Source organism: Solwaraspora sp. WMMD791, assembly GCF_029581195.1.
Taxonomy (GTDB): Bacteria; Actinomycetota; Actinomycetes; order Mycobacteriales; family Micromonosporaceae; genus Micromonospora_E.
Map to the genome: position 1 here is coordinate 6,341,277 of NZ_CP120737.1, position 23,523 is coordinate 6,364,799.

Annotated in this window: 24 protein-coding genes; 13 read left to right on the forward strand and 11 right to left on the reverse strand. The window is 71.1% G+C overall.

What is annotated here, in order from left to right; translation table 11 throughout:
- Positions 1–55 precede the first annotated feature (55 nt).
- The gene (locus O7623_RS28620; RefSeq protein WP_282226039.1) at positions 56–586 is read left to right on the forward strand and encodes a DUF1360 domain-containing protein; all 531 of its coding nucleotides are present in this window, start codon (positions 56–58) and stop codon (positions 584–586) included.
- A gap of 12 nt (positions 587–598) precedes the next feature.
- Here the strand turns inward: O7623_RS28620 and O7623_RS28625 are convergent, their stop codons facing one another.
- Positions 599–802: a hypothetical protein gene (locus O7623_RS28625; RefSeq protein ID WP_282226040.1), complete on the reverse strand. Its 204-nt coding sequence runs from the start codon at positions 800–802 to the stop codon at positions 599–601.
- Positions 803–807: 5 nt separating this feature from the next.
- Positions 808–1,020 carry a hypothetical protein gene (locus O7623_RS28630; RefSeq protein WP_282226041.1) on the reverse strand — a complete coding sequence of 71 codons (213 nt, stop codon included), beginning with the start codon at positions 1,018–1,020 and terminating at the stop codon, positions 808–810.
- A gap of 334 nt (positions 1,021–1,354) precedes the next feature.
- On the opposite strand from O7623_RS28630, the gene O7623_RS28635 reads away from it, so the two are divergent.
- The gene (locus O7623_RS28635; protein WP_282226042.1) at positions 1,355–1,645 is read left to right on the forward strand and encodes a GlsB/YeaQ/YmgE family stress response membrane protein; all 291 of its coding nucleotides are present in this window, start codon (positions 1,355–1,357) and stop codon (positions 1,643–1,645) included.
- A gap of 110 nt (positions 1,646–1,755) precedes the next feature.
- Here O7623_RS28635 and O7623_RS28640 read toward each other — a convergent pair whose 3' ends face one another.
- Complete coding sequence (locus O7623_RS28640) at positions 1,756–2,838, reverse strand: 3-deoxy-7-phosphoheptulonate synthase (protein WP_282226043.1); 1,083 nt, start codon at positions 2,836–2,838, stop codon at positions 1,756–1,758.
- A 334-nt stretch (positions 2,839–3,172) separates the two neighbouring features.
- Here O7623_RS28640 and O7623_RS28645 point away from each other — a divergent pair, with 334 nt between their 5' ends.
- Genes O7623_RS28645 through O7623_RS28660 form a run of 4 tightly spaced genes read left to right on the forward strand, consistent with a single transcriptional unit; the run spans position 3,173 to position 7,287 of the window.
- Positions 3,173–4,348, forward strand: coding sequence for an alkaline phosphatase PhoX (locus O7623_RS28645; protein WP_282226044.1), 1,176 nt, complete (start codon positions 3,173–3,175; stop codon positions 4,346–4,348).
- Between the two features lie 31 nt (positions 4,349–4,379).
- Positions 4,380–4,598: a hypothetical protein gene (locus tag O7623_RS28650; RefSeq protein WP_282226045.1), complete on the forward strand. Its 219-nt coding sequence runs from the start codon at positions 4,380–4,382 to the stop codon at positions 4,596–4,598.
- A gap of 53 nt (positions 4,599–4,651) precedes the next feature.
- On the forward strand, positions 4,652–5,944 hold the full coding sequence (locus tag O7623_RS28655) for a pitrilysin family protein (RefSeq protein ID WP_282226046.1): 1,293 nt from the start codon (positions 4,652–4,654) through the stop codon (positions 5,942–5,944).
- A complete protein-coding gene (locus O7623_RS28660; RefSeq protein WP_282226047.1) occupies positions 5,941–7,287 on the forward strand; it encodes a pitrilysin family protein in 1,347 nt (448 codons plus the stop codon). Before O7623_RS28655 ends, O7623_RS28660 begins: the two co-directional genes overlap by 4 nt.
- A 14-nt stretch (positions 7,288–7,301) precedes the next feature.
- Here O7623_RS28660 and O7623_RS28665 read toward each other — a convergent pair whose 3' ends face one another.
- The 3 genes from O7623_RS28665 to O7623_RS28675 all read right to left on the reverse strand — a co-directional run bounded on the left by O7623_RS28665 (position 7,302) and on the right by O7623_RS28675 (position 11,562).
- Positions 7,302–9,893 carry a tetratricopeptide repeat protein gene (locus O7623_RS28665; protein ID WP_282226048.1) on the reverse strand — a complete coding sequence of 864 codons (2,592 nt, stop codon included), beginning with the start codon at positions 9,891–9,893 and terminating at the stop codon, positions 7,302–7,304.
- A gap of 207 nt (positions 9,894–10,100) precedes the next feature.
- The gene (locus tag O7623_RS28670; protein WP_282226049.1) at positions 10,101–11,159 is read right to left on the reverse strand and encodes a hypothetical protein; all 1,059 of its coding nucleotides are present in this window, start codon (positions 11,157–11,159) and stop codon (positions 10,101–10,103) included.
- A gap of 31 nt (positions 11,160–11,190) precedes the next feature.
- A complete protein-coding gene (locus O7623_RS28675; RefSeq protein ID WP_282226050.1) occupies positions 11,191–11,562 on the reverse strand; it encodes a PadR family transcriptional regulator in 372 nt (123 codons plus the stop codon).
- Positions 11,563–11,952: 390 nt separating this feature from the next.
- Between O7623_RS28675 and O7623_RS28680 the strand changes: the two genes are divergently transcribed.
- From O7623_RS28680 to O7623_RS28690, 3 genes are all read left to right on the forward strand, one after another.
- On the forward strand, positions 11,953–12,261 hold the full coding sequence (locus tag O7623_RS28680; RefSeq protein WP_282226051.1) for a TraR/DksA C4-type zinc finger protein: 309 nt from the start codon (positions 11,953–11,955) through the stop codon (positions 12,259–12,261).
- A gap of 209 nt (positions 12,262–12,470) precedes the next feature.
- The gene (locus O7623_RS28685) at positions 12,471–13,094 is read left to right on the forward strand and encodes a GNAT family N-acetyltransferase (RefSeq protein WP_282226052.1); all 624 of its coding nucleotides are present in this window, start codon (positions 12,471–12,473) and stop codon (positions 13,092–13,094) included.
- Between the two features lie 110 nt (positions 13,095–13,204).
- Positions 13,205–14,230, forward strand: coding sequence for an aspartate-semialdehyde dehydrogenase (locus O7623_RS28690; RefSeq protein WP_282226053.1), 1,026 nt, complete (start codon positions 13,205–13,207; stop codon positions 14,228–14,230).
- 11 nt (positions 14,231–14,241) lie between these two features.
- Here O7623_RS28690 and O7623_RS28695 read toward each other — a convergent pair whose 3' ends face one another.
- Positions 14,242–15,366 (reverse strand): PP2C family protein-serine/threonine phosphatase, encoded by a 1,125-nt coding sequence (locus tag O7623_RS28695; RefSeq protein ID WP_282226054.1) that lies wholly within the window; start codon positions 15,364–15,366, stop codon positions 14,242–14,244.
- A gap of 277 nt (positions 15,367–15,643) precedes the next feature.
- Between O7623_RS28695 and O7623_RS28700 the strand changes: the two genes are divergently transcribed.
- Positions 15,644–16,060, forward strand: a complete 417-nt coding sequence (locus tag O7623_RS28700; protein WP_282226055.1) for a CBS domain-containing protein — start codon at positions 15,644–15,646, stop codon at positions 16,058–16,060.
- 172 nt (positions 16,061–16,232) lie between these two features.
- Entirely contained in the window at positions 16,233–17,540 is a 1,308-nt protein-coding gene (locus O7623_RS28705; RefSeq protein WP_282226056.1) for an NAD(P)/FAD-dependent oxidoreductase, read from the forward strand.
- 46 nt (positions 17,541–17,586) lie between these two features.
- Here O7623_RS28705 and O7623_RS28710 read toward each other — a convergent pair whose 3' ends face one another.
- The 3 genes from O7623_RS28710 to O7623_RS28720 are packed head-to-tail and all read right to left on the reverse strand — an operon-like array spanning position 17,587 to position 19,426.
- Entirely contained in the window at positions 17,587–18,270 is a 684-nt protein-coding gene (locus O7623_RS28710) for an ABC transporter permease (protein WP_282226057.1), read from the reverse strand.
- Positions 18,267–19,091, reverse strand: a complete 825-nt coding sequence (locus tag O7623_RS28715) for an ATP-binding cassette domain-containing protein (RefSeq protein ID WP_282226058.1) — start codon at positions 19,089–19,091, stop codon at positions 18,267–18,269. The genes O7623_RS28710 and O7623_RS28715 overlap by 4 nt, the downstream gene beginning before the upstream one ends.
- Complete coding sequence (locus O7623_RS28720) at positions 19,088–19,426, reverse strand: PadR family transcriptional regulator (RefSeq protein ID WP_282226059.1); 339 nt, start codon at positions 19,424–19,426, stop codon at positions 19,088–19,090. The genes O7623_RS28715 and O7623_RS28720 overlap by 4 nt, the downstream gene beginning before the upstream one ends.
- Before the next feature lie 41 nt (positions 19,427–19,467).
- On the opposite strand from O7623_RS28720, the gene O7623_RS28725 reads away from it, so the two are divergent.
- Together O7623_RS28725 and ahcY are read left to right on the forward strand one after the other, a co-directional pair.
- The gene (locus O7623_RS28725; protein ID WP_282229627.1) at positions 19,468–20,181 is read left to right on the forward strand and encodes an NAD(P)-binding domain-containing protein; all 714 of its coding nucleotides are present in this window, start codon (positions 19,468–19,470) and stop codon (positions 20,179–20,181) included.
- Positions 20,182–20,323: 142 nt separating this feature from the next.
- Positions 20,324–21,793, forward strand: a complete 1,470-nt coding sequence (ahcY, locus tag O7623_RS28730) for an adenosylhomocysteinase (protein ID WP_282226060.1) — start codon at positions 20,324–20,326, stop codon at positions 21,791–21,793.
- Positions 21,794–21,920: 127 nt separating this feature from the next.
- Here ahcY and O7623_RS28735 read toward each other — a convergent pair whose 3' ends face one another.
- Positions 21,921–23,372: a glycoside hydrolase family 3 N-terminal domain-containing protein gene (locus tag O7623_RS28735; protein ID WP_282229628.1), complete on the reverse strand. Its 1,452-nt coding sequence runs from the start codon at positions 23,370–23,372 to the stop codon at positions 21,921–21,923.
- Between the last annotated feature and the right edge of the window lie 151 nt (positions 23,373–23,523).

A 23,523-nucleotide genomic window follows, 5' to 3' on the forward strand; every position in this document is an offset into this window, starting at 1 on the left:
GGTGCCCGAGGCGGGGCCGAGCGAGTGGGGACCGAGCGAGTGGGGAGTGTGCGACATGGCGGTGGGTGACCGGGTACGCGGGCGAGGTGCCGCGCTGCTGCGGGCGTACGCGCCGGGCGGCGACCGTCCGCTCGGCGGCTACGCCCGGGCGTTGACCGTGTACGCGTCGGTGGTGGCCGGGGCCGGCGCCGCCGTGCTGCTCACCGGACGGCAGCTACCGTCCCGGGTCGGGCTCGGCGACGTCGTACTGATCAGCGTCGCCACCCACAAGCTGAGCCGGCTGGTCAGCAAGGACGCGGTGACCAGTCCGTTGCGGGCCCCGTTCACCCGCTACGACGGGCCGACCGGCGCGGGTGAGGTGGCCGAGGAGGTCCGCCACGACGCCAGCGGCTCCCGACACGTGTTCGGTGAGATGGTCAGCTGCCCGTTCTGTCTGGCGGTGTGGGTCGCGACCGGGTTGACCATCGGCCTGGTCTTCGCCCCACGGGCGACCCGGCTGGTGGCGACCTGCTTCACCGCGGTGGCCGGATCCGACTTCCTCCAGATGGCGTACGCGGCGGCGCGGCACGCCGACACCCACCACTGACCACCAGGTCCGTCAGTCGACGGTGACCCCCGGTTTCTCCATCCCGGACCAGCCTCGCGGTGACTCCGGCTCCCGGGTGTCGGTGCCCTCGATGATGTCGTTGGCGACCGCCGTGTCGTCGTGTTCGCCGGCGAAGTCGGGATCGTCCGGTGGTGGGCTGCCGTCCGGGCTCTGGCCCAGGGCGGGGCGTGACGTGCTCCGGTCGTCGTCGGTCATCGCGATCAGCCGCCTTCCGTCGAGGAGTGCAGGACCTCTTCCGCCTCGTCCTGGGCGTACTCGCCCTCGGGCATGGCGTTGATCCTGGTCAGCAGGTGGGCAGGTAGCTCGGCGGCGACGGCCCGGCGGGCGATCTCACCGCGGCTGACCCGTTCCTTGCCGAGATAGATGTCGTCGAGCAGCTCGTACAGCCCGACCCGGGAACTCTCATCGGTCACCCCGGCGTGCTACCCCGGGCGTCCGGCGGCAAACAGCGCCGCCGGGTGAGGGTGACTCGGCACACACCCGGACGGGAACATCCGTCCGGTGGGCGCGGTTGAGTCAGGTGTCGGCGCGTCCAGTGTCCCCGGGCCTCACCATCAACGCCGTCGCGGAATACCGTCCGGCTGGAGCCGCGTCGCGCCACTCGCCGAGAGGCGACCTGCGTGCCGACGACCCGTGGTGCCCCGAGGCAGGTCTGCCTCGGGGCACCACGGCGTTCCCGCCCCGGCTTGCCCGTTCGCCCCCGGCCGGCCCGACCTGGCACCTAGGCTCGGCCCCGGAGGTGGAATCATGATCGGCACCATCCTGTGGGCGCTCATCGCCGGCGCCGTCATCGGCGCCCTCGGCCGGCTGCTACTGCCGGGCCGGCAGAACATCTCGATCTGGTTGACCATCGGGGTCGGCATCGCCGCCGCGTTGCTCGGCGGCGTGATCGCGACCTGGCTCGGTATCGGCGAGACCGCCGGCGTCGACTGGCTGCGGCACGCGATCCAGGTGGCGCTGGCCGTCTTCTTCGTCTGGATCGCCGCCCGCGCCGCCGGGCACCGACCGACCGACGCGCCCGGCCGGGCCACCCGCTGAGGGCGGTCACCGGGATCCGGCCGGGGCGGCCGGATCCCGGTGCAGGTCACCGCGCGGCGGTGGCGACCCCGGTGCAGGTCACCGCGTGGCGGTGGCGACCCCGGTGCAGGTCACCGCGTGGCGGTGGCGAGCGCTGCCCGCCGGTCACCGACCGCGGCGGCGAGCCGCTGCAGCACCTCGGCGGTCTGCTCCCACCCCATGCAGGCGTCGGTGATCGACTGGCCGTGCACCAGCTCACCGGTCGGGTCCAGATCCTGCCGACCGGGCACCAGGAACGACTCCAGCATCACTCCGACGATGCCTCGCTGGCCGCCGCCGAGCTGGCCGGCGATGTCCTCGACCACCAGCGGCTGCCGACGGTGGTCCTTGCCGCTGTTGCCGTGGCTGGCGTCGATGACCAGCCGCTGCGGTAGGTCACTGGCCCGCAGCAGCTCCAGCGCGGCGGCGACCGACGCGGCGTCGTAGTTCGGCTCGCCGGCCCCGCCCCGCAGCACCAGGTGACAGTCGGCGTTGCCCCGGGTGTGCAGGATCGCCGGGGTCCCGGACATGTCGATCCCGGGGAAGACGTGCGGTACGGCAGCGGCCCGGATCGCGTCCACGGCCGTGGCCACGCTGCCGTCGGGACGGTTCTTCATGCCGATCGGCATCGACAGGCCGGAGGAGAGCTGCCGGTGCACCTGGCTCTCCACCGTACGGGCGCCGATGGCACCCCAGGCGACGGTGTCGGCGATGTACTGCGGCGTGATCGGGTCGAGGAACTCGCAACCCACCGGCAGACCGGTCCGCAGCACTTCCAGCAGCAGCGACCGGGCGATCCGCAGCCCCGAGTTGACGTCCCCGGAACCGTCCAGGCCAGGGTCGTTGATCAGGCCCTTCCAGCCGACGGTGGAGCGCGGCTTCTCGAAGTAGACCCGCATGACGATCAACAGGTCGTCGGCGTGCCGCTGGGCGGCGGCGGCGAGCAGCTGGGCGTACTCCAGCGCGGCGGCCGGGTCGTGCACCGAGCAGGGCCCGACCACGACCAGCAGCCGGTCGTCCTGACCGTCGAGCACTCCGGCCACGGCTTGTCGACCCGCCAGCACCCGGGCGGTGAGCTGATCGTCCAGCGGCAGTTCGTGGTGCAGCAGGGCGGGGGTGGTGAGTGGGACGACCCGGTCGATGCGCTGATCGGTGATCCGTCCGGAGGTCATCATGCGGTGCTCTTCCTTCCGCCAGCCGCCTGGGGAGCCGGCGCCCCCAGCCCGAGCCGGCTGTTCGTTGGCATGCAAAAGGGCAGGGGCCCGATGCCCTCTGCCCTTGGCCGGCTCTGGTGGGGTGACGTCAGGTCAAGGCCGCGTCACCGGCATCAGGGCCGGCCGCCTAAACCATCGATACGTGTGCACCACGACGCACACTGTACCGGATTTCGGGGCGGACGACACCACCGGACTTCGGCCGGACCTCGTTCGCCGTTAACCTTCGTCGATGTCTGCGGCCATCGTCGCGGCCTACCTTCGTCGATTGTCACCCACGTCGATGGAGGTCGAGATGGATCGTCGTACGGTACTGCGTACCGCCGTGGTCGGCGCCGGCGCCGCCGCGTTCTCCGGCAGCCTGTGGACCGGGGCGTTCGCCGCACCGGCACAGCCGGGAGCCAGCCCGTACGGTGCCCTGGGCAGCCCGGACGCCAACGGCATCGCGCTGCCGACCGGCTTCACCAGCCGGGTCGTGGCCCGCTCCCGGCAGCGGGTCGGCGCCACCTCGTACGTCTGGCACGACGCCCCGGACGGCGGTGCCTGCTTTCCCGCCGGCACCGGCTGGGTGTACGTCTCCAACTCGGAGATCTCCCGCACGGGCGGCGCCTCGGCGATCCGGTTCGACGCCGACGGCGACGTCGTCTCGGCGTACCGGATCCTGGCCGGCACCAACCGCAACTGCGCCGGTGGCGCGACCCCCTGGGGGACCTGGCTGTCCTGCGAGGAGGTCAGCCGCGGGTACGTCTACGAGACGTACCCGCTGGGCGACACCGCCGCTGTGCGGCACGACGCGATGGGCCGGTTCAACCACGAGGCCGCCGCCGTCGACCCGGTCCGTCGGGTGGTCTACCTCACCGAGGACGAGTCCAACGGTTGCTTCTACCGGTTCCGGCCGGACACCTGGGGCGACCTGTCCGCCGGCACCCTGGAGGTGCTGGTCGCCGGCACCGCCACCAGCGGCCCGGTGACCTGGGCGCGGGTGCCCGACCCGGACGGCGCGCCGACGGCCACCCGCAACCAGGTATCCGGCGCGAAGCGGTTCAACGGCGGTGAGGGCTGTCACTACGCCGACGGCACCTGCTGGTTCACCACCAAGGGCGACAACCGGGTCTGGGCGTACGATGCCGTCGCCCAGCGGATCGACCTGGCCTACGACGACTCGCTGGTGACCGGCACGCCACCGCTGACCGGCGTCGACAACATCACCGGTACGCCCGGCGGCGACCTGTACGTGGCCGAGGACGGCGGCAACATGGAGATCTGCCTGATCACGCCGGACGGCCGGGTCGCGCCGTTCGCGCGGATCAGTGGGCAGTCGGCGTCGGAGATCTGCGGGCCGGCGTTCTCCCCGGACGGCACCCGGCTGTACTTCTCGTCGCAGCGTGGCACCTCCGGGCTGTCCTCCGGCGGCATCACCTACGAGGTACGGGGCCCGTTCCGCCGCAGCACCGGACCGGTACAGGCGTAACCGGTGGGCCGACGGGGTAACTGCGGTGGCCATGAGCACTGACACCGAGGACACCTTCACCGGCCCGCCGCCGCCCGTCACGGACGGCACCGACGTCACGGCACCGCCGGTCGACCCCATGCCGGACCGGATCGAGTCCCGCGCCGGCCACCTGCTCCCCGAGGAGGAGGTCGCCGGCAGCGACGATCCGGTCGGGCAGGCCGCCGCGATCCTGCACGACTCCGACCGGCGCGAAGAACCGCCGGGCTGACCGGGCCGGGCCGGTGCGGTCGCCCAGCGTCCGGATCGGCTAACGTCGGGCGCATGTCGCCCAACGGGTACCCCTGGCCGATCGAGACCACCCGGCTGGACAACGGCCTTCGGGTCGTGGTGAGCCCCGACTCCAGCGTGCCGGTGGTCGCGGTCAATCTCTGGTACGACGTCGGCTCCCGCCACGAGCCGGCCGGCCGGACCGGTTTCGCCCATCTGTTCGAGCATCTGATGTTCGAGGGCTCGGTCAACGTCGCCAAGACCGAACACATGAAACTGGTACAGGGTGCCGGTGGTTCGCTCAACGCGACCACCAATCCCGACCGGACCAACTACTTCGAGACCGTCCCGGCCGAACACCTGGCACTCGCCCTGTGGCTGGAAGCCGACCGGATGGGCGGGCTGGTGCCGGCGCTGACCCAGGAGACCCTGGACAACCAGCGCGAGGTGGTCAAGAACGAGCGGCGGCAGCGCTACGACAACGTGCCGTACGGCGACGCCTGGCTGCGGTTGCTGCCGCTGCTCTACCCGTCGGGGCACCCGTACCATCACGCCACGATCGGCTCGATGGACGACCTGAACGCCGCCGACTTGGCGACCTTTCAGGAGTTCCACGAGATGTACTACGCCCCGAACAACGCGGTGCTGACCGTCGTCGGGGACACCGACGCCGACGAGGTGTTCAGCCTCGCCGACAAGTACTTCGGTGGCATCCCGGCCCGCGACGACATCCCACCGGCACCCGACGGGCGGACCCCGGCGCCGCTGGCCGGCCCGGTCGTCGAGACCGTCACCGCCGAGGTGCCCGGCATCCGGCAGTACGTCGCCTACCGCACCCATCCGTTCGGCACTGCCGCCTACGACGTGACCACGGTGCTGAGCACCGTGCTGGGCAGCGGCCGGGGCAGCCGGCTCTACCAGCGGCTCGCCGACGGCGCGCGGATCGCCCAGCCGGACTACCTCGGTGCGTACGGGGTCGACCTGGCCCACGCTCCCGCCCCACTGATCATCACCGCGACCGCCCAGCCGCAGGTGACCGCCGAGCGGCTCGCCGACGGGCTGATCGGGGTGCTCGACGAGGTCGCCCGCGACGGCGTCACCGACGCCGAGGTGGATCGGGCCAAGGCGCTGCTGGCGACCGCCTGGTGGCGGCAGGTCGCCACGTTCGAGGGTCGGGCCGACATCCTTGGCCGCTACGCCACCCAGTTCGGCGACCCGGCCCGGGCCGGTGAACGACTCCCCGGCTGGCTGTCGGTCAGCGCCGAGGCGGTCAACGACGAAGCCGCGCGGCTGCTGCGGCCACAGCACCGGGTTCAGCTCAGCTACCTGCCGGAGGGCGACAAGTGACCATCATCGCGCAGCGTCCCGAGCCGGGCGCCGCCCGGCCGTACCGCTTTCCGGAGGTGGTCCGCCGCGTGGCCGGCGGCGGCGAGGTCGTGGCCGCGCACCTGCCCGGCCACCGGCTTGCGGTGGCGATCCTGCTGCTCGACGCCGGTGCGGGCCGGGAGCCGGCCGGCCGGGAAGGGCTCGCCGGGGTGCTCGGCAAGGCCCTGGAGGAGGGCACCGCGAGGCGGGATTCCGGGGCGTACGCGCTGGCCCTGGAAGGGCTCGGCACCGAGCTGTTCTACTCCGCCGACTGGGACGCGTTCCGGGTCGGTGTGCAGGTGCCCGTCGACCGGCTGGGTGCCGCCGTCGAACTGCTCGCCGAAGCGGTCCGTACCCCGGCATTGGACCCGGCCGACGTCGAGCGGGTCCGCGACGACGAGGCCACCGCACTGCGGATGTACTGGGCCAACCCCGGCCCCCGGGCCGACGCCGCGCTGCGCGCCGACCTGTTCGGTGCCGACCAGCGGCACGGCCGGCCGATGGGCGGCGACCCTGCCTCGGTGGCCGCGGTGACCGTGGCCGACGTCGTCGACTTCCACCGCGCCTGGTTCACCCGGCCCGGCACCCTGCTCGTCGCCGGTGACCTGGACCTGATCGACCTGGACGCGCTCGGTGCGGCGGCCTTCGCCGGTGCCAGCGGCGCGTCGCCGGAGGTCGAGCCGGCGCTGCCGGTCGTGCTGCGAGACAGTCGGCGGATCATCCTGGTGGACCGGCCCGGCGCGGTGCAGTCCGCGGTGCGGCTCGGCCACCCGGCGCCGCACCGCGCGCATCCGGACTACGTGCCGATGAGCCTGGCCAGCACCGTCCTCGGCGGTGCCTTCACGTCGCGGCTGAACCACCTGATCCGTGAGGTGCGCGGCTACACGTACGGCATCCGGTCGGACTTCGGCATGTCCCGCCGGTTCGGTCGGTTCTCGATCAGCTCCAGCGTGCAGACCGGTGTCACCGCGCCTGCCCTGGTCGACGCGGTCGGCGAGGTCTCCCGCACCCAGGCCGACGGGGTGACCGAGGAGGAGCTGTCAGTGGCCCGGTCCTGGCGGGCCGGGCAGCTCTCCGTCGAGTTGCAGACTCCGGGGGCGATCGCCAGCGCCCTGGCGACCCTGGTGGTGCACGGGTTGCCCGACGACTATCACGCGACGCTGCGGGAGCAGTTGCTGTCGGCGACCGTCGAACAGGTCTCCGCCGCCGCCGCGACCCACCTGCATGCCCAGGGGCTGACCCTGGTGGTGGAGGGCGACGCCGCACAGACCCGTGACGAGCTGGCCGCCTCCGGCCTGGGGGAGCTGCTCGACGAATCCGTTTGAGGACGGTGACACCGTCAGGTTGATTCCTGTAACGCTGCCAGACCGGTCCTTGCCCGGTCTGCGGCGGCGGTGCTGTCGACCGCGATCCACAGCGGCAGGGCGAGGGAGAGCTCGGCGTGGGCCGATGCGGCGTCTCCGCTCTCCCGGTAGGTGGCGGCGAGTTCGGTGTGCGCGTCAGCTTGCCCGGCACGGTCGTGCAGCGTGGTGTAGAGGGCGAGTGCGCGATCGAGGTTGCTCAACGCGGCGGTGTAGTCGCCCATCAACCGTTCCAGAATGCCCAGGCTGGTCAGGGTGTTGGCTTCGCCGGCCAGGCTACCGACCCCACGGTACAAGCTCAACGCCTGTTCGAAGTGACCGCGCGCGGCCGGATGCTCGCCGATCACACGGTCGAGCATGCCGAGCTGGCTGTACGCGAACGCCATCCCCATCCGGTCGCCGGCATCGTGATAGCTGGTCAGCGCGTCGTACAGCAGTTTGCGTGCCGCGGTGTGCTCTCCTGTCGCCCGGTGCAACGCGCCGAGCTGGACCTGCGCATAGGCCTGTCCCCGGCCGTGGCCCAGAGCGGTGTGCAGGTGCAGCGCTCGAGTGAGGTGCACCCGTGCGGCGTCCCAGTCGCCGGTCAGTCGATCGATCCCACCCAGGCTCGAGTACGCCTCGGCCTGCCCGGCCTGGCTTCCGGCCTGGTCGTAGTACGTCAGTGCCGAGTTGACGTGTTTCCTAGCCTCCGCGTATGCGTTCAGCAGCTTCGCTACGGCGGCAAGTTCTGCGTGCGCATAGGCTTGGCCCAGTACGTTGCCAAGCTGTTGGTAGCCCTGCATTGCCGTCTCGAATCTGCGCTGGGCGGCGGCGTAGTCGCCGGAAATCTGGTCGAGCACGCCCAGCTCCATCGATGCGTTTGCGCTGCCGAGCGCGCTGTCGACCTGCTCGTAGTGGGCGTTCGCCTCGTTGAAGTGGCTCCGGGCGGCGGTGTGGTTGCCGGCGATCTGATCAAGCGTGCCGAGTCCAAGGTGGCAGTTGGCCTGCGCCAGGGGATCGCCGGCGGTGGTCGCGATCCGCAGCGCGCCGATCAGCAACGGCCTCGCTTGAAGGGCGTAGCCGCGCTCTCGGAAGTATCGGGACATCACCGACGGCAGCATCCACGCGTGCGGAACGACGCGATGCTCGATGGCGTGACGCGCGCAGGCCAGCAGGTTGGGCAGTTCCGCCTCGAACCACGCGCGAGCGGCGGTGTCGGTAGGTGGCTTGGTCCACTCCTCGTCGGCGGGCTCCGGGGTGCCCGGTACGCCCGGGCCGAGCAGCCTGTCGGCTGCTGCCGCCGCCTCGAGATAGCTGCGGAGCAGGCGCTCTACGCCGCTACTGTCCAGTTCGACGGCAGCTTGCCGGGCGAACTCACGTACGAGGTCGTGAAACTGGTAACGGCTGCGGGACATCTCCTGTAGCAGGTTGTGTTCGTACAGGACGTCGATCGCTCGGCTGGCGGAAGTGACGTCGAGGCCGGTGAGGGCGGCGGCCACCGCACCCGTGATGATCGGTCCCGGGTGCTGCCCTAGATGCAGGAACACCTGTCTGGCGGCTGTCGGCAGGCTGCGGACCGAAAGCTCGAGGGTGGCGGTCACGGCGTCGAGTGGTGTGTCCAACGCGGCGAGCAGGTCGTCGATCTTCTTCGATGGACGATGTGCCAGCCACGCCGCTGCGACCTCGATGGCCAACGGGAGATGCCCGCATCGGCTGACCACGGCGTCTACCATCGGCAACTGGTCCGCCGCGCGGATCGCCCCGACGGTCGAGATGAACAGCGTGGCTGCTTCCCGGGCCGGCATCGCGGCCAACGACAGTGGGCGTACGTCCGGCAGGGTGAGTCGCCGACGACTGGTGATGATCACCAGGCATCCGCCGGAGCCGGGCAGCAGCGGACGGACCTGCTCCGCGTCCGATGCGTTGTCGATGACGACCACGGCGCGTCGACGTGAGATCTGGGCTCGCCACAACGCGGATCTGGCATCTGGGCTGGGTGGGATCCGATCCAATGGTAGGCCGAGTGCGACAAGGAGCACTTCGAGTGCTTCGCCGGGTCGCATCGGAGCCTGGTCGCTGAGATAGCCGCGTAGATTCACGTACAGTTGCGCATCCGGATATTCGGTGGCGAGTAGATGTGCGACGTGCACGGCGAGGGTGGTCTTGCCGACGCCCCCCATCCCGTCGACCGCATGGATCGCAAGGGCGGATTCGGCTCTGCTGGTGGCGGCCTCGACGAGGAGCCGCACCTCCTCGTGTCGACCCGTGAAGACGCCGAGGTCGCGGGGAAGAGTATTGACGCCGGCTACGGTGGCCGGCTGTTGTTCTGTCGCGACAGGCCGGGTGTCCTGCTGCCGGTCGGTTTGCTCCCGACGTGATGTGTCCGGTCCGGCCTCCCCCCAGTCGACCAGTACGGTCGCGATGATGCTGCCGATGACGAAGGCGAGCAGCGCGCCAGCCAGAGCCCAATTCCAGGCGGCGGTGACGAGGTTTGTCGTTATTCCGACAGCCGCGCTGGTGAGCGGGATGGCGGAAACCATCGCCGCCCTGGCCAGGCGAGTCCGGCGGGGCTGGGGTGGTGTGCTGTCCATGCGGGACTCCCGAAATCATTCCGAGGTCCTGTTGGTGGTTCATTATTCCGATTTGTGGCACCCTCTGTCATCAAGTGTATCGGTGGTGCGCCACGACTGATGGGTAAATGAGTGTCGACAAAGGCGAGCGTTGATGCCCAGCCTTACCCGTCGGTGAACGATGGCCGGTCCGCTGCGGTACCGGCCATCGTCGCGTCCGCGTCGTGGTCAGCTTCGGCGCAGCAGGCGCAGCGTGCGGAGCAGGTAGACACCCGCGTACCAGGCCGACCCGAGGGCAGCCGGCAGGGCGACACCGTACGCCGCCCAGTAGTGGCCCTCGGCCGACCAGGACAGGAACGCGCTGACCGCGAGGCTGAGCCCGGCGAGGCTGCCGATCAGCATTGCCGGGGCGGTGCGCCAGAACGGTACGCGCCGCTGTGGTTCGTACTCGGCGAGTTCCCGGGCGTACTCCTCGACCGGACCGAACTCGCTGTCCGGGGTGGCGCCCTGGGCCGTGTCCAGGTGGTTGCGGGCCTGCCGGGCCAGCTCGCCGGCCCGCTGTGGGGTGAGGTCGTAGCGGCCGACCAGCAGGCCGGCCAGCCGGCGGAACCAGGCGTCGGCGTCCGTGTCGTCGGTGTCGTGCCCCGCCGTGCGCGGGGTGGGTGGGGTGTGCGCGATCGGCTGTTTGGGCTCTTTCGGGCCGCGCAGCTGCCACAGCAGCACCAGCAGTGACACCGCGGCGACAGCGAGAGCCGGAACCGGGATCACCGGCTCGCGGGGCAGTACGAAGAACGCCGTCACGGCGAGCCCGGCCAGCAGCGCGACCAGGGCGAACGACGCGGTGGCCAGCCGGGGCCGACCGGCGGCGCGCAGTGCGCCCGGTACGCCGCGGACGACGAACACCGCCAGACCGACGAAGGCCGTCCCGGTCAGCGCCGCCGGGTTGGCCGGGAAAGTGAGGGTCTGTTCCAGTATGGCGTAGAACAGCGATCCACCGAGCCCGATCAACCCCAGGCTCATCAGGCCGCCGGACAGGTAGTCGCCCGGGGTCAGGCCGTGCCGGTCCGGATTCTCGCGTAGGTGTGCCGGCTGCTCCGCCGCCGCGACCATGGCGAACTCCTCGGGGGACCCGAACGCGTCGTACGGGCTCTGCCCGGTGTACACGCAGTGCGCCTGCACGTCGGCGATGATCGGGTTCGCCAGGTGGTACCCGACGCCCTGGTCGCTCAGCGCCAGCCGGGCAGGTATCTCCCACCGTTCGAATGGTTCATCAGTTGTCTTCGTCATCGGAATCCTCCCCAGTCACTGTGTTCCTGCTTCAGGTGCCGCTGGTCGTCGTGCCACCGTCGCTGTCACTGGTCGCCGTGAGCAGCCGGTCGAACGCGTCGGTGAACTCACCCCATCGGGTACGTTCGTCCGCCAGCCGTCGTCGACCGGCCTCGGTGATCGAGTAGACCTTTCGCCCCGGGCCGCCTTCGCCTGGCAGCCAGTCGGAGCGCACCGCTTCCTCGGACTCCAGCCGGTTGAGCACCGGATAGAGCGCGCCGCCGCGGATCGGGCCGAGCCCGAACTCGGCCAGCCGCTGGGCCAGCGCGTAGCCGTGCCGGTCGCCCTCGGTGAGCGCTGCCATGATCGCCAGCCCGAGCCCGGCCCGGATCCAGTTCGCCGCCGGATCGGTCGCGCCACCCATCGCGCACCCTCTCTTCCCGGAACTAGTCAACATCCTGCTGTAGATCGCTCCTGAACTAGTTGTATCTCAGACTAGTTGGGTCGCGCAACTGTCGATTTCAGAGGTTTTGTCTGATCTGCCCAGCAGCGGGCAACCGGGTTGGCTTTCCGGTAGGGCCGGCCTATGGTTGCCGGATGGGTGGATCTGCGCAGCGCGACGGAGCCGTGACTGTCACGGCTCCTGTCGGCATGCGCGCCGCCGGCTCGACCGCCGTGGCAACCGTCGGGGGTCGGCCGGGGCTGCCGAATCCCGCCGACCGGGGTCCCCCGGCGGCCGGGTTGCACCCACCCGAACGGCCGCCAGGGGCGAAGCGCATCAGCTTCGGCCCTTTTCTTTTTGAAGGAGCACGTGATGAGCACCGAACTGCAGGGCAGGAACAGTGAGTGGATCGAGCAGGCACGGATGCAACTGGCTGATCAACTGGATCTGCACCGGGCCCAGTTGACCGAACTCACCGCCGACACCGGCGACCCGCAGGAGGCACACACCCGGGCCGCGTTGATCGTGGCCGCCCGGCGCGGCTACGACCAGGCCGTCGAGGCCCTGGGCCGGATCGCCGACGGCCGCTACGGCCGCTGTGACAAGTGCGGCGGCGAGATCCCCCGGGAGCGGTTGGAGATCCTCCCGCACGCCCGGTACTGCGTGCCCTGCACCGGCTGAGTCTGCGCCGCAAAAGCGTCGCCGTCCGACCGCTCCGCCGGTTGGACGGCGACGCTGCTGTGTGACCGATTGTCTCGACCTCCGGCATGGCAGTGACGTAACGGCTACCGCCTAGCCGAAAGTAGGCGGACAAATACATTCGAACCCCTGATGGTGTGTCGTCCGTTGTACCCGGGTGTCCGCAATGTGCCGCAGAGAGGCGAGCGCTGATGCCCCAGCTCCACACGTCGGTGATGATCCGTTATGCGACCTACACCGACACCCCGCGAGTGGCGAAGACACTGGTGGAGGCATTCCTGGACACCCCCGAGGCCACCTGGCTGATCCCCGATCCGGTCGCGCGCCGGCGGGTGTTCCAGCGGTTCTGCCCAGCGTTGATCGACTACGGACTGCGGCAGGGCAGCATCTACCTGACCGAGGACTACCAGGCGGTAGCGGTCTGGCGCCCGTGCAGCCTGATCCTGCCCAACCCGGTCGAGTACGAGCAGCTGCTCGACGACACCTGCGGTGAGTACGCCTACCGGTTCCGGCTGCTGGACAACGCGCTCGCCGAGCGGCATCCGGTGGGGGAGCACCACTACCTGGCGTACCTCGGGGTCGCGCCGGACCGGCAGGGCTACGGCCTCGGTACGGCGTTGCTGACCCATCGGCACGCGATCTTCGACACGGCCGGTAGCGCCGCCTACGTGGTGGCGAGCACCCGTGGTGCCCGTGACCTGTACGCCCGGCTCGGCTACCGGGTCACTGCGGCAGCGCCGTTCCACCTGCCCGACGGTGGTCCGCTGCTGTGGCCGATGTGGCGTCAACCGCAGCTCACCCGCCGCTACGGCTGACCCATCCGATCGGCGGTCGCCGATGGGCTGGAGGTGATGTGGGACCAACTCGGTTCCGTCGCACCCCGGCCCGTCGGTAACCTTCGCGACATGAGGATCGGGGTTGCGACATGAGGATCGGGATCGTCGGTGCCACCGGACAGGTCGGTGGCGTCATGCGACAGGTGCTGGAGCAGCGGCAGGTACCCGTCGACGAGCTGCGGCTGTTCGCCTCGGCGCGGTCGGCCGGGCGGACACTGCCGTGGCGTGGCGGCGAGGTGGTCGTCGAGGACGCGGCCAGCGCCGACTACCGCGGGCTGGACATCGCGCTCTTCTCGGCCGGCAAGGGTACGTCGAAGGAGCTGGCGCCCCGGGTCGCCGAGGCCGGCGCGGTGGTGATCGACAACTCGTCGGCCTGGCGGATGGATCCGGACGTACCGCTGGTGGTCGCCGAGGTCAACCCACAGGCGGCGGCCGACCGGCCGAAGGGCATCATCGCCAACCCGAACTGCACCACGATGGCCGCGATGCCGGTGCTGCGGCCGCTGCATGTCGAGGCCAACCTGGTCAGCCTGGTCGTGTCCACGTACCAGGCGGTCTCCGGTGCCGGCCTGGCCGGCGTGGCCGAGCTGGACGAGCAGGTCCGCAAGGTCGCCGAAGGCGCGGCCGGGCTGGCGTTCGACGGTGCCGCCGTGGAGTTCCCGGCACCCCGGTCGTTCGCCGCGCCGATCGCCTTCAACGTGCTGCCGCTCGCCGGCGCGCTGGTCGACGACGGCTCCGCCGAAACCGACGAGGAGCAGAAGCTGCGCAACGAGAGCCGCAAGATTCTCGGCATTCCGCAGTTGAAGGTCTCCGGCACCTGCGTGCGGGTGCCGGTCTTCACTGGTCACTCGTTGCAGATCAACGCCCGGTTCGCCCGGCCGATCAGCCCACGCCGGGCCGTCGAACTGCTCACCGGTGCTCCCGGCGTGGCGTTGGCCGACGTGCCGACGCCGCTGCAGGCCGCCGGTCAGGATCCGACCTACGTCGGCCGGATCCGCGTCGACGAGACCGTCGAGAACGGCCTGGCGTTGTTCTGCTCGAACGACAACCTGCGCAAGGGTGCCGCGCTCAACGCGGTGCAGATCGCCGAGCTGCTCATCGCCGGCTCCGCCTGAGCCGGCCGCCGTCACTGCTGGTACGACCCCGCGCCGCCCTGCCGCTCGACGAGCAGCAGGGCGGCGTCGTCGCTGATCTGACCGCCGGCATGCCGCTGCAGCTCAGCCACGATCCGGTCCAACGCCTCGGAACGGTCGGGCAGGTCCAGGCAGGCGGTGACCCGGGTGGAGGAGAGGAACTCGCCTCCACCGTTGCGCGCCTCGATCAGTCCGTCGGTGTAGAGCAGCAGCCGGTCGCCGGGATGCCAGACCCGGATCACCGGATCGGGGTCGGGCGCGTCGCGGCGCAGCCCCAACGGTGGGTGCCGGTCCGCCGGTTCGAGGATCTCCAGCGTGCCCTCGGCGGTCCGCAGCGCCGGAGCCGGGTGGCCGCAGTTGAGCACGGTGACGGTGTCGCCACGTAGTTGCACCAACGCGGCGGTGACGAACTGGGCCGGCTGCCCGGTGCTGACCGCGTCGCGGTGCACCGCCTGGTCCAGATCGGCGGCGACGGCGGTCAGCTCCGGTTGGACGAAGGCCGACTGGCGGAACGCGCCCATCACCGTGGTCGCCATCTGGACCGCCTGCAGCCCCTTGCCGCAGGCGTCGCCGATGATCAGGCGGACGCCGTACGGGCTGGCGACGGTGGCGTACAGGTCACCGCCGACGTTGGCCGCCTCGGATGCTGACAGATACCGGGCGACCAGTGCGACGTCGTCGAGCACCGGCGGCGGGGAACGCAGCACCGCGCGCTGCGCGACCTCGGCGATCTCGGTCATCCGGCGCAGTCGGGCCTCCCGCAGGTTCCGGGAGCGGGCCACGTAGATCGACACGATGCCGACGGCGAAGACGACGCTGCTGCGCAACAGGTGGTCCAGACTGCCGAACATGCCGCTGGGCAGCCCGGCGATCAGCGCGACCAGGCAGGCGACGACCGTGACCAGGGCGGTCCGGCGGGTCTTCTCCACGGCGGCGGCGAGCAGTGGGGCGAGGGAGAGGAACCCGAGGACGACCGCCGAGGTCTGAGTGAGCACGTCGATCACGGTGATCACGGCGATCAGGGCGAGTGCCGCCGGCATCCCGCGCCAGCGTTCGGTGCGCTGCCAGAGTGACCGGTCGGCCAACGGTGGGCGTCGCCAAACCGACAAATGGGGCATACGCCAGCTGCTCCGGCGTGCCCACACGTCCTGCTCCCTACTCGGCCTGCCCGTGCCGCACACCCCAGGTGCCGGCAGCCGTACCTGCCTGCGAGCCTAGCCGATCTGCCCGGTCCGGGCCGGCCCGCGTACGCACCCGCCCAGGGCCCGCGTACGCACCCGCCCAGGGCCCGCGCGCGTACCGCCCCGGGCTCGCCCCCAGGGGTGGTCGGACCGGGTTTTCCCGCTACCGCTGCGGGTACCCCGAGCATGGCGCCGACACCGAGAGGAGCACATGATGACGACCGTCGGAGAGTTCATGACAGCCCGGCCGTTCACCATGGACGCCAGCGACATGCTGACCGCTGCGGCGCGACAGATGCGCGACGCGGACATCGGCGACATCATCGTCACCAACGGTAGTGAGATCCAGGGGATCGTGACCGACCGGGACATCACCGTCCGGGCAGTAGCGTCCGAAATGGACCCATCGAACACCCCGCTCAACCAGATCATCACCGAGGACGTCGTGGTGGTCTCACCGTACGACGACGCGGTTGCCGCCGCCGAACTGATGCGGACCTACTCGGTACGGCGACTGCCGGTCGTCGACGACGGCCGCCTGGTGGGTGTGGTCTCCATGGGTGACCTCGCCGTCGAGTGGGAACCGGACTCGGTGCTCGCCGACATCAGCACCGACGAGCCCAACAACTGACCGCTCAGCGACGAGTGCCGGAACCCTCTGGTGGGTGTCCCCGCACGTCTGCCCGGTCTCCCCGGCGCCCGGGTCCGGCAGACGGCAGGGACACCCTCTTCCGGACGTTTCCACGGCACCCGCCGTCGACGCCCGGGCCACCGCAGCCCCGCAACCGATCGGAGTTCAGCAGATGAGTCGACCGCGAATCGTCATCGTGGGCGCCGGATTCGCCGGCTACCAGGCGGCCCGTACCCTGTCCCGGCTGGCCCGCGGCGCGGCGGAGATCGTCCTGGTCAACCCCACCGACTACTTCCTGTACGTACCGCTGCTGCCCGAGGTCGCCTCCGGGGTACTGGAACCCCGCCGGGTGACCGTGTCGCTGCCGGACACCCTGCCCGGGGTCCGGGTCGTCCTCGGCGAGGTCGACGACATCGACCTGCCGGGCCGGCGGATCTGCTACCTCGACGGGGACGGCCGCCGGGGCGACCTGCGCTACGACCGGCTGATCGTCTCCGTCGGCAGCGTCAACAAGCTGCTGCCGATCCCGGGGGCCAACGAGCACGCGAAGGGGTTCCGAACCCTGCCCGAGGCACTCTACCTGCGCGACCACCTGACCCGGCAGATCGAGCTGGCCGACCTGTCGGACGATCCGGCCGAGCGGGCCGCCCGGTGCACCTTCGTCGTGGTCGGGGCCGGCTACACCGGTACGGAGGTCGCCGCGCACTGCGTGACCGCGACCGAGCTGCTGGTGCGCCGCCATCCGAGGCTCGCCGGCCAGCAGGTGCGCTGGCTGCTGCTCGACCTCGCCGACCGGGTACTGCCGGAACTCGACCAACGGATGTCGGTCACCGCCCAGCGGGTGCTGGACAGCCGGGGCGTCGAGACGCGGTTCGGCACCTCGGTGCGGGAGGCGACCAGCGACGGGGTGCACCTGTCCGACGGCGAGTTCATCCCGACCCGGTCGCTGATCTGGTGCGTCGGGGTGCGGCCGGACCCGGTGGTGGACGCGCTCGGGCTGGACACGGTCAAGGGGCGGCTGGTGGTCGACGAGTTCCTCGCCGTACCACGGCATCCGGAGGTGTACGCCTGCGGTGACGCGGCCGCCGTACCGGACCCGAGCTCACCGGGCGAGATAACCCCGATGACCGCACAACACGCCGTACGGCAGGGTCGGCTGGCCGCGCAGAACGTGGCCGCCTCGTACGGCCATGGTTCGTTCCGCCCGTACCGGCACAAGGACCTCGGCTTCGTGGTCGACCTCGGCGGCGCTCAGGCGGCGGCGAACCCGCTGCACGTGCCGATCTCCGGTCCGTTGGCCAAGGTGGTGACCCGGGGATACCACCTGGCGTCGATTCCGGGCAACCGGGTGCGGGTGGCGGCCGACTGGATGCTGGAGACGCTGCTGTCCCGCCAGGGGGTGCAGCTGGGTCTGGTGCCGCCGTCGGCGGTGCCGCTGGACACCGCTTCCCCGGAGCTGGTTCACCCGGTCGGCCGCTGACCGCCAGCCGACAGCGTCGGGAGCCGGGTGAGGTGCCCTGACCGGCTCAGCCGAAGCGCAGGTGCGGGCGGTGACGCAGCCGTACGCCGGTGGCGAGCGCGACGAGCGCGACCAGGATCGCGGCGACGACCACACCGTGCAGCAGACCCCGGTCGAGGTATCCGCTGTCGGTGTGGTCGATCGCGTAGGTCGCGATCTCCCGGCTGAACCAGAACGGCAATGCCCGTGCGGCGGTACCGGACGGGTCCATCACCATCTGCAGGCCCACGATGGTCAGCAGGACCAGGGTGCCCTCGAGTTCGCGGGGCAGCACCGCGCTGATGGCCAGCCCGAACGGCACCGCGACCAGCACCATGATCAGCATGATCAGGGCGATCGCGCCGTGTCGGACCTGCGGCTGGTCGACCAGCACCAGCAGGAAGTACGGCACCGACAGCAGCACGCCGACCAGCCACAGCGCCGCCATCCGGCCCGACCACAGGTGCACCGGCCGGTAGCCGGTCAGCCGCAGCCGGGTCTCCAGGGCACGGTTGGCGTTGCCGGCGAACAGCGCGGCGGTGCTCAGCGCCCAGCCCAGGCCGAGACAGACGAACCGGATCGACTGTCCGGCGTGGTCGCCGCGCCGGGCCAGGTAGAAACAGAGCGGAAAGAGCAGCAGGATCACCAGTACGCCGCGCCGCCGCGACGTCTCCCGCAGCGTCATCTCGGCCACGGTCAGCGCTCTGGTCATCGCGTCGTCTCCCGGTGGGTCAGGTCGAGCACCAGGTCGACCCGGTCGAGCTGGTTCAGCAGGTGGGTGACGACCACGATCGCCCTGCCGTCGTCGCGCCAGCGCCACACCTGGTGCCAGAAGTCCAGATAGGTCCCCCGGTCGAAGCCCTGGTACGGCTCGTCGAGCAGGAGCAGGTCGGGACCGCCGAGCCCGGCCAGCACCAGGTTGAGCTTCTGCCGGGTGCCGCCGGACAGATGTCGGGCCGCGACGGCGGCGGAGGCGTCCCAGTCGAGGACCGCCGCCTGGGCCCGGCCGTCGGCGCGGGACCGGGCGCGGTCGAGGCCCCGGCCGGCGCCGACCAGCGCGAAGTGCTCGTCGGGGTGCAGGAAGTCGGCGGTGCCGCCGTCCTGGGGGCAGTAGCCGACGGTGCCATGGACGTGTACCGACCCGCGGTCCGGGCTGACCAGGCCGGCGCAGATGCGCAGCAGGGTGCTCTTGCCGCTGCCGTTGGCGCCGACCACGGCGGCGACCTCGCCGGCGCGGACGGTCAGCCGGACCCGGTCGAGGACCTGCTGCCGGCGGTACCGCTTGCTGACGTCGCGGACGTCGAGCCGGACCGGGCCGGGGCCGGTCCGACGCGGCATCTGTGCCGGGCCACCGACGCTGCGGACAACGTCACTGGCGTAGTCGGCCGGGGTGCCGAAGACCGCCAGCGGGGCTTCGCCGCTGTCGTACAGGTGCGCCGCGGCCTCCGCGACGACATGCCCGGCCACCTCGCGGTCGACGCCGTGCCGGTGCAGTTCGCCGGTGAGGGCGGCGAGCCATGACTGGTGGTTCACGAGTCGGTCACCTCCTGCAGGATCGTGTCGACGCCGGTGGCGAAGGCCCGCCAGTCGGCAGCGGCGTGGCGCAGGGTCTGCGCGCCGGCCGGGGTGAGCCGGTAGTACTTGCGGGCCGGTCCGCTGGTGCCCTCGCGCCACTGGGCGCTCACCAGGCCGGTGCGCTGCAGCCGCAGCAGGACGGGGTAGAGGGTGCCGCCCTTGATCGGGCCGATCCCGGCGGACTGCAGCGACTGGGCCAGCTCGTAGCCGTACGACTCCCGCTGGCGCAGCGCGGCCAGGACGCACAGCTCCAGTACCCCCCGTAGCCACTGGCCGCGCCGGTCCTGGTCCACCGGGAGAAGATAGCAGCGCCACCTAGATAGCGCCACAACCTATTCGTGGATCGCCCCGGCCAGCCGTTTTCGCCCGGACCCACGGGGTACCTCACCGGCAGGGCAACCGCCGGAGGGAGAGACTGATGGACATCGGCATCATCGGGGCGGGCAACGTCGGATCCGCGCTGGCGCGTCGACTGACCGAGGTAGGCCACCAGGTGACGATCTCCGCGTCCAGTCCGGATTCACCCCGGCTGGCCGACGCCACGACGGGCACCGGGGTGACCGCGGGTGAGCCGGCCCAGGCCGCCGCCGCCGAACTGGTCGTGCTGGCGGTGCCGTACGCCGAGGTCGCCGACACCCTGACCGGCTCGGTGGCGGACGCCCTCACCGGGACCACGGTGATCGACGTGACGAATCCGCTCGGGCCGGACCACATGTCGCTGCGGGTCGGGCACGACACCTCCGCCGCCGAGCAGGTCGCGGCGATGATTCCGGATGCCAACGTGGTGAAGGCGTTCAACACGGTGCTGGCCCCCAACCACGCCCGGCCGGTGCTCGGCGGCGTGCGGCAGTCGGTTCCGGTAGCCGGCGACGACCTGGTGGCGAAGAAGACGGTGCAGGAGCTCGGCACCCAGCTGGGGTTCGACACCGTCGACGCCGGCCCGCTGACCAGTGCCCGCTATCTGGAGCCGGTCGCCGCACTGCTCATCCAGCTGGCGTACGGCGGCGGAGCCGGCCCGACCGTCGGCTTCGCGATCGCCCGCGACTGAGCATCGCGGTCGTCCCCGCGACTGAGCCCCCTCCTCGAGCGCCTCGGGTCGGAAACACCACCGGCTGGCCGTATGGTGGACGGGTGTCGTGCGCGCCGTACCCGGCAGGACGGACGCATCCGTTGAAACCCGAGGAGCTGTAGTGACCGTCACTCTGACCGCCGACAGCGCCGGACAGGTCAGCGACTTCAAGGTCGCCGACCTGTCCCTGGCGACGTTCGGTCGTAAGGAGATCGAGCTCGCCGAGCACGAAATGCCCGGCCTGATGGCGCTGCGCCGCGAGTACGCCGCTCAGCAGCCGTTCAAGGGCAAGAAGATCGCCGGTTCGCTGCACATGACCGTGCAGACCGCCGTGCTGATCGAGACCCTGACCGCCCTCGGCGCCGACGTGCGCTGGGTCTCCTGCAACATCTTCTCCACCCAGGACCACGCCGCCGCGGCGGTCGTCGTCGGCCCGAACGGCACCATCGACGACCCGCAGGGTGTCGCGGTGTACGCCTGGAAGGGCGAGACGCTCGAGGAGTACTGGTGGTGCACCGAGCAGATGCTCACCTGGCCGGACGGCAGCGGTCCGGACTCGATCGTCGACGACGGCGGTGACGTGACCCTGCTCATCCACCTCGGCAAGCAGTTCGAGGCCGCCGGGGCGGTGCCGTCGACCGCCGAGACCGACTCGGTCGAGTACGGCATCATCCTGGACACGCTGCGGCGTTCGTTGGCGACGAACCCGACCAAGTACACCGAGATGGCCGAGCCGATCATCGGGGTCTCCGAGGAGACGACCACCGGTGTCAACCGTCTCTACGAACTGGCCCGTGAGGGCAACCTGCTCTTCCCGGCGATCAACGTCAACGACTCGGTGACCAAGAGCAAGTTCGACAACAAGTACGGTATCCGGCACTCGCTGGTCGACGGGATCAACCGGGCCACCGACGTGATGATCGCCGGCAAGCTCGCGGTGATCTGTGGCTACGGCGACGTCGGCAAGGGCGCGGTGGAGTCGCTGCGCGGCCAGGGTGCCCGGGTGGTGGTGACCGAGATCGACCCGATCTGCGCGCTGCAGGCGGCGATGGACGGCCTCGACGTGGTCACCCTGGACGACGTGGTCGAGCGCGGCGACATCTTCATCACCACGACGGGCAACAAGGACATCATCCTGGCCGAGCACATGGCGAGGATGAAGCACAACGCGATCGTCGGCAACGTCGGCCACTTCGACAATGAGATCGACATGGCCGGGCTGGCCAAGGTGCCGGGGATCGAGAAGGTCAACATCAAGCCGCAGGTCGACGTCTGGCGGTTCCCGGACGGCCACGCGGTGATCGTGCTCTCCGAGGGGCGGCTGCTCAACCTGGGCAACGCCACCGGTCACCCGAGCTTCGTGATGTCGACCTCCTTCTCCAACCAGGTGATCGCCCAGATCGAGCTGTTCGCCAAGATCGGTGAGTACGAGAAGAAGGTCTACGTGCTGCCGAAGCACCTGGACGAGAAGGTGGCCCGGCTGCACCTCGACGCGTTCGGCGCCAAGCTGACCGTGCTCACCAAGGCACAGGCCGACTACATCGGTGTCGACGTGGCCGGCCCGTACAAGCCGGAGCACTACCGCTACTGACCCCCCTCTCCCGACGATCTTGCGCTTATCGAGAACATTTTTCCGAATTGTTCGTCGATGAGTGCAAGATCGTCGAACGAGGGAGGGCGCGAGTAGGGGCAGGGCGGGGCGACGGGGGCTCAGTGGCTCAAGCGGCCAGTCCGAGGGCCTCGGCGGCGGCCCGGCCGTTGGCGTGGCTCGCGCCGTACGTGGTGACGAAGGCCCGCACACCGGCCGGCCGCCAGCCCGACGGCCAACCCATCTCCACCACCGAGACCGGGCAGCGGGCGGCGAGCGCCTCGATCAGCCCCGGCGCGCCGGGGACCCGGTGCAGGTGCCGACCGACCAGCACCACCGGCCGGCCGGCGGCGAGGGCCGCGATCTCGTCGGCGGTCGTTCCGGCCGCGACCACCCGTAGCTGAGTCGTGCCGTCGAGGTGCGGGCCGAGCCCCCAGGGCACCCGGCCCTCGGCGATCGTCGAACCGGCGGTGAGCTGTACCACCAGCGCCGACGCCAGCCCGTCGAGCACCCCCTCCACCCGGACCGCGCGCCGGGCGGCGGCGTACCCCAGATCGGTGGCCGCACCGGCGTCGGAGGGCGCCGGCCGCACGGCGCTGGCGAGCGCGGCGACCCGGGCGGCGGCCTGCTCCACCCGCGCGACCGGCAGGACGCCGTCGGCGACGGCGGCGGCGATGCCGGCGGCGATCCGTTCGACCAGCTGCCGGTCGACGCGCGCACCGACGCAGAGCAGGTCGGCACCGGCGGCGAGGGCGGCGACCGCCGCGGGCACGATGCCGCCGGCGGCCGAGGTGGCGCCGCGCATCTCCAGGGCGTCGGTGACGATCACCCCCTGGTACCCGTACTCCTCGCGGAGCAGGCCGGTGAGCGCGGCGCGGCTGAAGGTGGCCGGTGCCTGCCCGGTCAGCACGGGGACCCGGATGTGCGCGGTCATGATCGCGGCGACGCCAGCGGCGATCACCGCCGCGAACGGCGGCAGGTCCCGGGCCCGCAGCACCGACATCGGTACGTCGACAGTGGGCAGTTCGAGGTGCGAGTCGGTGACCGTCGCCCCGTGCCCGGGGAAGTGCTTGGCACAGCCGGCGATGCCGGCGTCGGTGAGCCCGGCGACGGCGGCGGCCGCGTGCGTGGCGACCAGCGTCGGGTCGGCGCCGAACGACCGGGTGCCGATGATCGGGTTGTCGTCGGCGGTGTTGACGTCGACGGTCGGAGCGAGGTTGAGGTTGACGCCGCAGCCGGCGAGTTCGTCGCCGATCGCCCGGTACACCTGCCGGGTCAGCGCCGGGTCGTCGACCGCGCCCAGGGCGGCGTTGCCGGGGTAGGGGCTGCCGGTCGCGTGGGCCAGCCGGGTGACGTCGCCGCCCTCCTCGTCGATGGCGACGAGGACGTCGGCGCGGGCGGCCCGCAGCGCGGCGGTGCCGGCCCGGACCTGGTCGGGGTCGGTGACGTTGCCACCGAAGAGCGTGTGCCCGGCGAGTCCGTCGCCGACCAGCTCCACCGCCCACTGTGGAACAGTGGTGCCGTCGAAGGCGGCGAGCAGGGTGCGCAGCGCCAGGCGGCGCAGTCCGGGGTCGGCTGCCACCGGTCCGCGCGCCCCTGGGTCGTTCGACATCGTGTCCCCCTCCGTGAGGTCCGCGCGGTCCGAGTGTCGCACCGGGCAGGCACTGTCGTTGTCCGCGTCTGCCGGGTCGACCGACCGCTGAGGGTGTCGACGCCGACTACGCTACGGCTAC